This window comes from Arthrobacter sp. AK01 (genome assembly GCF_021109375.1).
Classification (GTDB): domain Bacteria; phylum Actinomycetota; class Actinomycetes; order Actinomycetales; family Micrococcaceae; genus Arthrobacter.
On sequence record NZ_JAJOHP010000039.1, the window covers coordinates 39,359 to 49,120 of the forward strand.

The following is a 9,762-nucleotide window of genomic DNA, read 5'->3' on the forward strand; positions in this document are numbered from 1 at the left end:
GCTGGTGCCAGACTGCAATGGCCAACGCATTCGAAAGGACGCTATGTCAGCGGAGATTGTCACAAAGCTCTTGGAACTCTTGGACGACCTCATCCAGGACGCGAGAAAAGTAGCGCTCTCGACCAACCCCGACACCGAACTCGGGCGATTCGATCGTGGCGTCTTCGAACGCTGTATCAGCGTCATCCATGCAGCCCGCGTCCTCGTGTCAGCCGGCCACTGGGAAACAGCCACTTCTCCTGTCCGTCAGCTTTACGAAATCGTCCTGAACATGGAACATCTCAACAGCTATCACGATAGGGAACTCGCCGCGATCAAGTTCATCAGATTCGGGAGCCTGCAGGAAGCCTTGGCAACTCTCGCAAACCTCGAGTACGAGCATGAACGAGGGGAACGAACACAGCTGAAACAAGTCCTCGAAATCAGGCAGGCCCTCGAAGGAGAAACTTACGACGAATTTCGTGCCAAGCCTCGACGGGACGGTTCGCCTCAATGGAGGCAGACCTGGTGCGGCAGAAACATCGCAGAGCTAGCCAGGGAATCGACGAACCGGCTTCACCACGTGAACTACAAGCTCCTATACTCGGCATGGTCCGAACAGACCCACGGGTCCCCAGGTGCGCTGCTCCCGCGAATCGTGGATAGCATCTATCCCGAGAGGATCGACCCCCTCCACAGCGAAATTGAATCGGAAACGCGAGTGATTCTGATGGCCTTGGTCCTCTTCCGAGAACTATGGACCCTGCTCCCCGGAATCCCTCCCCAAAGCCCTGCTGCTTCGCAGGAACAGGCACTTCGCATGAACGTCCTCGCGGAGGCACGCAAAGCCAACGGCAAACCATTCATCATTGCGTTCGACCTTTGAGGCGCGCTGATTCTGAGTCCCCTTCCCTATCCACAAAAGGGATAGGCGCAGCCGATAACGGCGCGTATGTCGGGAGCCGGTCGGCCAGCCCGCATGACGCTCGAGACGATGTGGGACTGAGCAGCGTCACCTATCGTTCAAAGGGCGGTAGGCGGGTCTCCCCCGTCCCCGCGACAACTTCCGCGGCGATCACATGAACCTTCAGGTTCCGGAGATTTGAGGAGTTCATGAGCATTTCGAAGGCCTCAGACTGACTGCATCCCTTTTTGCCGATGATGATGCCACAGGCCAAGCTGATGTCGGCCCTGCCCTCCATGGCTGAGTTGTTCGGCATCATCGATCCGGGCTGCAGCGCGCAAGACTCCAGCTGCCCTACGGGCACAGCCCGGTCAGGTCATCCGCGGGAAATTAGTCGACGGCGGCGTACCGCAGAGTCGATGGCTGAGTCATGCTGCGACTCAACGACTTGTCCATGAAAAGGCAGAAGCAACACCGCTGTTTGTCATTTCTGATATCCGGTCATTGCTGGACCCGGCCTCCACGGAACCAGCGCGCCCAGGGCGCCGACGTCGACGGCGTCACTCGCCACAGTGGTGACGCCCTTCCCAGCCGCACGAGACCGGCAACGTGACCAATGGCCCACGGAACCAGCAAGAAATAGGCAAAGGAAAAGGACAATGAATGCGCTCACCATCAAAGACCCAGCAGACCTGCTCAGCTTCATCGGGCACACCCTAGGGTTCTGGCCCAACGAGAGCCTCGTCTGCATCACCCTGGACAAAGGCAAGGTCGGCGCCACCCTCCGCATCGACCTCCCCCGCCAACCAGGAACAGAACTCCCCTACGCCCGAACCGTCAGCAGCTACCTCACGAGCGACACCAGCGCGACAAGCATAGTCTTCGCCCTCTACACCTCAGCCACTTGCGAACCAGGTCAACCCAAACCACACGCGGCCACCATCGCCGCGCTCACGGCAGTCCTCGCCGAGAACGGCATCACAATCCGCGACGGGATCTTCGTCAGCGACGACACCTACTCCCCCTACGACAGCGAGCCCGGCCAAGACATCAGCTTCCCCATCAGCCGCACTGAATACAGCCGCGTCAACGCCGAGTTCATTTACCGCGGCAGCACCGTAGAACCCACCAACCGGATCGTCCTCCCGACGCCGACCCACGAAGCAGACCACGCCATCGCCGTCGAAAACCGCATGAACACCATCCGAGCCCAGGCACCCCATCAAGCGGCGCTACAAGCCAGCCAGCTCTGGACGACCATGCTCGACAGCAACGATTTCCCCACCGACGATGACTGCACCACGCTCGTCGCGAACTTCCAGTTCCCGCACATCCGCGACAGGCTCATGGCCGACATTCCCGGCATCGACGAATCACCCCAACACATCCTTTTCGCCCAAACGGAGACAGCACCGAAGTGGTCACGCCTCGAATGGGCACAACAACTCCTCCTGCACGTCTACACCAGAACCAGCCCACAACATGCAGCACCCATCCTCACCACCATCGGCTACATCAACTGGTGGGAAGGCCGAGGATCCAAAGCACACCAATACATGCAACTCGCCCTCGACACCGACCCCGGCTACCGCTTCGCACGTCTCACCGATCAGATGCTCGGAGCCGGCATCATCGCCGGCTGGAACACCAACAAAAACACCGCCTACAAAACCCGGCTCGACATGCCCTGAAGGGAACAGCCGACCGATGATGCCCTGTTGGGGTATCGGGCTAGGGCTGGGCCTCTACACGGTGCCGTGTCCAAGCCCTGGCACCGTCCGGGAGATTGAGTTCATGGATCGGAGCGCGGAAGCGCAATCAGTCCACCCGCTACTGGCGCGAAAAGCCTGGCTAGTGATCGATGCCGATGTGATCCTCTGGCTCAAGTGCCCACGCAACGCGATGGAGAATCGTTGCAACGCGCCCGCGCAGGGCATCCAACCAAGGATGTGACGATCCTTCGTGGACAGGGACGACAGGGGCGTGTGGAAGAGCGCTGTTTGCCGTTTCCAGAGCGCTTTGCGCCGCTTCCTGTCGCGCGAGCAGAAGAGCGAGCGGGTAGTAGCTGTTCATTGGGATTCTCCTAACATTGGCAGCAGCGAGCGACCGTGGCGATTCGCTTGGGGAAAGAGAAGAAGGCGGAAAGGTCCCGATGCGGATCAGTCGACATTCTGCCGGCCCAGCCTCGCATAAACGTTGGGACGCTTGGATCGGAGGAAGAGCGCGTAAAAGATGCCGCCGAAGAACAGGGCGAAGGTAAAGCTCATGAAGATCACAGTGAGCAGGGCTGAACCGCCGATCAGTTCAGGGTAGTTGGTGATAGCCAGGTACGTAATGACGCCGAGGAAAATGACACTGACCAGTGGAGCTATGATGCTCTTCCAAATAGATTCAGGTGCAAAGCTGCGGCGCCGCAGGAAGTAAACGAGCACAGCAAAACTCGTGATGAACATTAGGAGCAGCACTGCAAAAGTACCGCTACCGCTGGCAATTGGATAAAGGACATCAGGCGAAACTCCCAGAACTGTGAAGACGACCGTAGCGGCACCCCAGATGACTCCAACGGCCAAGGCTGAAACAAATGGCGACTTGTGCTTGGGATGCACCCGCCCAAGAACCGTTGGCAACGCGTGATCTCGCGCCAATGCAAAGCTGTACCGCGCCGCGATGTTCTGGATCGACAACATACACGCGAGTACCGACGTAATGAGCAGCACCACAGCAATATCCGCAAAGATCTTCCCAACCAGAGCTGCAACGGCGTCGTTGAAGAGGTTCACAGTATTGGACTCCGCCGCGGCCTGTACGTTGTCAGGGCCCAGGAAAGCAATGAACGCCCACGCCGCAAGGGCATAGAAGAGCCCAATGCCGACAACTGCGATGTAGGTCGCCCTGGGTATGGTCCGGTCAGGGTTCTTGACCTCATCCCGATAAATGACCGTGGCTTCAAATCCGAAGAAGTTCCCGACGGCGAACAGCAGCGCCAGGCCCAGAGTTGCATCCCCCAGGGAGGGAAGGGCAAAGACCGCTCCCTGAACTGCCTCCATCCCGTTGGCTGAGAAGGACACGATGTCAAACACCACCACCACGGCCACTTCCAAGAGCATGACGACAGTGAGCACCTTCGCCGAGAGATCGATGCGGTTATACGCAAGGAGTGTGGTCACAGCGATAATACCTAGCGCGTACCAATACCAAGGGACATCCGGGCCATTCAGGGAATTCATGACGAAACCGTTAAGGGTCACACCGAAGAACGAAGGTGCAAAGAATCCGATGAAGATGTAGCCAAACAGCGCAAGAAAGGCGCCTCCAAGACCAGCAGGCTTTCCCAAGCCGGCCGTAACGAAGGAGTAGAAGCCGCCAGGTCCCTTGACGCTCCGGCTCATCTTCACAAAGCCCACAGAGAACATCAGCAACATCAGAGTTATAAGGACATAGATAGCTGGGGCGGTCTGGCCGCTGAACATCAGGAGAACGGGGAGAGTTCCCGCCACGGTGGCCAGAGGTGACGAGAATGCCAGCACGTTCATCACAAGTTCCCCCACCCCCATATTGCCGCTGAGTCGGGTTTCTTGGGCATGGCGCGTCGCCTGAGGAGCGTCAATTGTCTTGTGTTGCATGTAGGCCTCGTCACTTGGTTATGAGTTCCGAATCACAGTATCGATGCTTGGCGTCGCGCCCTTGTGCCACCTTGGGACACCTTCCAATGGATGCCCCAGCGCGACCGAGTAGGCCGCACTATTGCCACTAGACGGCACTTCGGATTTCGGCGTTGATCTCTGTGATGGAAAGGGTCAGTGCCACGGCCCGGTCAGTCAGCAGAGAAAGTTCCTGGTCCCCGCCGCTCCGATCGGCCCATCGACCAACACCGTCAAGCAAGGTGAGTATCTGTTGGACGGTAGAGGCCGAGAGCTTGAGCCCCATCTCATCGGCTGCGGCAATGTACATGTCTTGGTGGAGACTGGTCCAAAGGTCGGCCTCTGCGCGGACCTCGTCCTTTAGAAAGCGTGCCACCTTATCCGCAGCGATCAGGAGGTCCCATATATTCGGTTCGGGTCTTTGCAGTTGCTGAGCCAGGTGGCCTTGGACAAGCGCAGCCCAGTACTCCTCGGCAGACGTCGCCCTCTCGGCTCCGGCCAGAAGGTCATAAGCGAAGGTATGTGTAAACCACCGGAGCGACTCAGCCACGATCTCGTCTTTTCCCCCCGGAAAGCTCGAGTAGATGCTGGGTGCTTGCATACCGACCTCCCTGGCTAAGGTGCGCAGGCTGACTGACTCAAAACCGCGGGTCGCAGCGAGTTGCAGGAAGCCTGCCACGATTCGGCGCCGGGTCGGAGTCTGCATTGACCAATCACGCCCTGACAGGAATTTTCTGACAGCGGCGTTAGCTTGCAGTCGCGGCGACTCGCTCACATCACCCACCCCGTTGATCGACAGTGATGACTCCAGCGTAGCTAACGAACACTCGTTAGCCCAGAGGGAGAACCCAACCGTTTTCTCAGCCATATATGATCGCCCATTCGCAGGAGCGCGGCAGTTCCGACCGATCTCTCGGTCACCCGCCCGATGATAAGTTCGTCTGAATAGGCTGCGCGGCTGGCAATGGTCAGGCCCGCACCAGATAGGGTCAGCGACCCTGGAGGCACAGCCCGTTTGGATCTGCTCGCCTGAAGTGTTTGGAGGCCACTGTCCGACCACTGCAATTCGAGGAGCGCAGATGCCCCGGGCTCCGAGAACATTCTCACAGTGTGTCTACTTCGGCAGATCCGCCTGATCAGGGTGCTTTCCGACGTACCTAAAAGGACGCCTGCCACAGGCAGATCCGGTCCCGCCGGACCGCCAAACGTGATCGGCAAGATGTGCGTTGATGGACGATGCTGGCCATGGTCATAGGTGACCGTTGAATAGGCAGCCGCTAGGAAAGCCTCGAGGTCCTTCGCACCTATGGAACGCTCGTCGTAGTCGAGAAGGACGCCATCTTTCATCTTCTTAAAACCATTGATTGCGACTGATTCAAGAGACTGGACGGCCTCCATGAATGCTTCTACGTATGGACCAGGAACAGCCGGCGCCAGTATCTCCACCAGCAGCTTTCCAGGTTCACAGGCAATGAAAGCCAAATCTTGGAGACTCACCACGCCCTCAGTTCTCCTGCGAAAGGAAAGAAAGCGGGCCGGAGCGCTTGAACACAGTGCCAGGAACAAGCGCTACGGACCGCAGCTTGGAGGGTCTACATGCCCCGAATCGGCCACGGCCACGCATCACTCGTATCGCGGCCCTCCGACATTTCCTGAAGGAGTCGATGAACAGTTCTGCCAGACCGCTTTAGTGCATGGTCGCTGCGCTCTCCGGAATCCGTCTCACTGGAGTGAGGTGAGGTTCGCAGCCACTCAACGTGGCGTCCTTGTGCGAGCTTCCTGTTCATCATCGGGATCAACCCTTAAGAATTAGTTGTGCCTTTTGGTCAATTCCAGTTTGGGTTCCTGCGGACCTTTCCATCCGTGTCAGTTTGAGACACCGCACAATAAGATTCACGGACTCAACGCGAACTGATACTGACAACAAAGATGAAGATCCCGGACGCAGCAATCAGAAGCGCCGCTGCACGAGGCGGGACGCTGTGGACACCTCGCATTGTTGCTGTAGCCCGGGGCTGCGGGCCAGGCTTGGCTAAGTGGTCGCCAACCAAACGCAACCCGGCAGCCACTAGAACCAGGAAGACCCCAAAGTACTCCATTCAGTCCGCCCATCGGGCGCTATACGGATCCAGCGCCACGGCCAGATGCTTGCTGGTGTATTCAGGGTCCACCTGCGAGACCTGCATGGCACAACTGAAACCGTCCGTAAGTACGAGTGCACCATCATCAGCCTGACCAATTGATGGAATGATCGAGTGCTCCGCAACTTTCATCGACATGTCAAAGTGCTCTGCCTCGAAACCGAAGTTGCCGGCCACGCCACAGCACGAGGACGATTCCACCAGGTTGGAGACTCCCCAGGCTTCCAGGACCCGTTTCTGGGCGCCCGAACCGAACACGGCATGCTCGTGGCAGTGCGTTTGCAATACTGCCGATTCGGGCGGCAGGGCCTTCGGTTTCCATCCTCGCGTAACGGCCTCGTCCACGGCGACGGCGAAGGATCGGACTCTGTCCGCGACCCTCGCAGCAGCGTCCCCTCCAACCAGTTTCGGACCTTCGTCCCGGATGGTGGCAGCGCAACTGGGTTCAAGGACAACAATGTCCCGGTCCGTGCCGTCGTCGAGCTTGCTGATCAACTGTGCCAACCGCCGTCGGGCCCCTTCGCGCTGCCCGGTGGAGATCCACGTCAGACCGCAGCAGGCGTCCGGCGTGCAGCCTACGGATTTGCCTGTGTCACGGAGCACGCGGGCAGCAGCCGGAACCACCTCGGGCCTAAAGGCGCGGGTAAAGCTGTCGATGAACACCAGGATGTCGGCATTGTCCGCAAATTTTGCTTCCCGGAGCCGCTTCCGGATCCTGCCGTTCGCCGCAAAAGCCGGGAGTCGTCGTCGGGCACTGATGCCCAGCCACTCCCCCGCAAGCCTGAACGGCCGGAATGATGCTCCCAGGTTGGCCAGTGGCGCCACCCGCGTCAGCAACGGAAGCCACCGCGGCAGCCACCCAATGGAGTAATGCGTGAACGGCCGGATCCGCCCACGATAGTACTCATCGACCAGTTCTGATTTTGCCTCGGCAATGTCTACACCTGTGGGGCAATCCGTGGAGCAGGCTTTGCAAGAGAGGCAAAGGTCCAGGGCCTCCCGGACTTCCGAGCTTGACCAGCCATCCTTGCTGCTGCCGTTTGCCCGGGTCAGTTCCTGCAGCACCCGCGCACGGCCACGGGTCGAATCCTTTTCATCCTTCGTGGCCCGATAACTGGGGCACATAAACCCGCCGCTGGTGGAACGGCACCTGCCCACTCCGATACAGGCGTGGGAGTTACCCACAAATGGACTGGAGACCTTCAGCAGTTCGCGATTTCCAGAGGAAAGCACGACGGCGGCACCCGGGTCTGCGGTCAGCCCACCGTGAGTGGGTCCAGGCTTGACGACACCTTCCAAGGCCAGCGAGGCAGCGAAGGGAACTGGATGAACGATGATCCCGGGGTTGAGGATTTGTGCCGGATCCCAGAGGTGTTTGAAGGACCTGAAGATGCCGATCATCTCCCGGGAATACATGACTTCCAGCAATTCGCTGCGTGCCCTGCCGTCACCATGCTCGCCGGACAGCGAGCCACCATGGGTCACCACCAGGTCAGCCGCGTCATGGGTGAAGTCACTGAAGACCTTACGTCCGGAGTCGCTGCGGAGGTCGTAGTCCAACCGCATGTGCACACACCCCGCTCCAAAGTGGCCGTACATGAGGGCGGTGTAGCCGTACCTTTTCACCAGTGGAAGAAGGTCCGCCAAGTAGTCGGCAAGCCGTTCAGGGGCCACAGCAGAATCTTCCCAGCCCGGCCACGTTTGAACTCCGTCGATCCGCAGCGACGAGAGTCCGGCGCCGTCTTCACGTACCCGCCACAGCTTTCCTCGCTCAACAGGGTCAGTGACGATCCTGAAATCAACAATGCGCCCGTTCGCGCCGAGCTTGTCGGCCAGTTCCTGACAGGAAGTGTCGGCCAGCTGCAAAGTGTCGGCCGAAAACTCCACCATGAGGAAGGCACTCCCCCCAGGCAACGACTCAACGCTGGCCGCTCCTCGCCGGTGCCTCATGATGTCCACGATCGAAACATCCAGCCCCTCGATGGCGCTCGGCTTGGCGGACAAAATGGTCATCACGTCACGGGCAGAATCAATGGTGTCGCGATATCCCAGGCAGAGCAGTGCGGTGGTGACGGGCTTCGGCACGAGGCCCACCTTTGCCCGCACGATGACAGCGCACGTACCTTCGCTGCCTGCCAATGCGGCGGCCACATCGAATCCGTGTTCCGGCAGCAGATGGCCCACGTGGTACCCGGAAACCTGCCTGGGAATGGTCTGAAGTTCAACGCGTAGCCTGGCCATGTTCTTTGCGGCCAAAGCCTCCAGGCCCTCGGTAAGCTCCAGCGCACGAGCAACGGAATGGGTGTCTGATTCGTCAACAGCGCGGAGAAAACCACGCCCGGCCCTCAGGTAAGCGCCGTCAGCAGTGACAAGATCCACCTCCCGCACATGATGCGTCATGCGCCCATAGGCCACGGAGTGATTTCCGCAGGCGTCATTGCCGATGGAACCACCGATGGTGGCCCGGGTCAGGGAGGAAGGATCCGGTGCGAATGTCAGCGTCCCCGTCGTGGCCTTTTCAACGTGGGCGCGCAGCTCACCGAGGACAACCCCAGCGTCGGCCCAGACTGTTCTATCTTCGGCGTCGAGAGCCCCTACCGCATTCATGCGGCGGGAGAGATCCATCACCAAACCGTCGCCGATGGCGTTCCCTGCCATCGAGGTACCCCCGCCGCGCGTCGTCATCGGCACTGCCAATGCCGAACATAGGCGCACGACTGTTCGTACGTCATCGACACTTTTGGGGAAAGCCACGGCGGCGGGTCTTACCCGATAATTCGATGCATCGTAGGAGTACTCAGACAGCCTTCGCGAAGAGTCGTCCACCTCGACGCCGTGATGCTCCAACCGGGCGAGCAACTGCCTCAGAGCCGTGTCGCCGTTGTCACCATGGGGCATGGTTGCGTTCTCCATTCGTAGGTTTCGGGAAGAAGTGTAAGCAGCCGCGGTATGCCCTGGATTGTGCCAAAACAGAACGGGGGGGGCGGGGGCTAACCCCCCGGGGGCGCGGGGCGGGGGGGGGGGGGGACGGGGGGGGGGGGGGGGGGGCGGGGGGGTGGCCCGGGGCGGGGGGGGTGGACGCGTACCGGGCCCGCAT

The 9,762-nt window shown here is 59.7% G+C and carries 8 protein-coding genes; 2 read left to right on the plus strand and 6 right to left on the minus strand.

The window, feature by feature from the left end; translation table 11 throughout:
- Positions 1–43: 43 nt before the first annotated feature.
- Positions 44–865, plus strand: a complete 822-nt coding sequence (locus LN996_RS14630) for a DUF5677 domain-containing protein (protein ID WP_231341094.1) — start codon at positions 44–46, stop codon at positions 863–865.
- Positions 866–995: 130 nt separating this feature from the next.
- Here the strand turns inward: LN996_RS14630 and LN996_RS14635 are convergent, their stop codons facing one another.
- Complete coding sequence (locus LN996_RS14635; RefSeq protein WP_231341095.1) at positions 996–1,202, minus strand: ANTAR domain-containing protein; 207 nt, start codon at positions 1,200–1,202, stop codon at positions 996–998.
- A gap of 340 nt (positions 1,203–1,542) precedes the next feature.
- Here LN996_RS14635 and LN996_RS14640 point away from each other — a divergent pair, with 340 nt between their 5' ends.
- A complete protein-coding gene (locus LN996_RS14640; RefSeq protein ID WP_231341096.1) occupies positions 1,543–2,574 on the plus strand; it encodes a DUF4192 domain-containing protein in 1,032 nt (343 codons plus the stop codon).
- A gap of 160 nt (positions 2,575–2,734) precedes the next feature.
- On the opposite strand, the gene LN996_RS14645 is transcribed toward LN996_RS14640, so the two are convergent.
- The 5 genes from LN996_RS14645 to LN996_RS14665 form a co-directional block, all read right to left on the minus strand.
- A complete protein-coding gene (locus LN996_RS14645; RefSeq protein ID WP_054808180.1) occupies positions 2,735–2,956 on the minus strand; it encodes a hypothetical protein in 222 nt (73 codons plus the stop codon).
- Positions 2,957–3,042: 86 nt separating this feature from the next.
- Entirely contained in the window at positions 3,043–4,506 is a 1,464-nt protein-coding gene (locus tag LN996_RS14650) for an APC family permease (protein WP_231341097.1), read from the minus strand.
- A gap of 127 nt (positions 4,507–4,633) precedes the next feature.
- A complete protein-coding gene (locus LN996_RS14655) occupies positions 4,634–5,392 on the minus strand; it encodes a TetR/AcrR family transcriptional regulator (RefSeq protein ID WP_308102729.1) in 759 nt (252 codons plus the stop codon).
- A complete protein-coding gene (locus LN996_RS14660; RefSeq protein ID WP_231341101.1) occupies positions 5,341–5,922 on the minus strand; it encodes a carboxyltransferase domain-containing protein in 582 nt (193 codons plus the stop codon). The genes LN996_RS14655 and LN996_RS14660 overlap by 52 nt, the downstream gene beginning before the upstream one ends.
- Before the next feature lie 701 nt (positions 5,923–6,623).
- Positions 6,624–9,578 carry an FAD-binding and (Fe-S)-binding domain-containing protein gene (locus LN996_RS14665; protein ID WP_231341099.1) on the minus strand — a complete coding sequence of 985 codons (2,955 nt, stop codon included), beginning with the start codon at positions 9,576–9,578 and terminating at the stop codon, positions 6,624–6,626.
- Between the last annotated feature and the right edge of the window lie 184 nt (positions 9,579–9,762).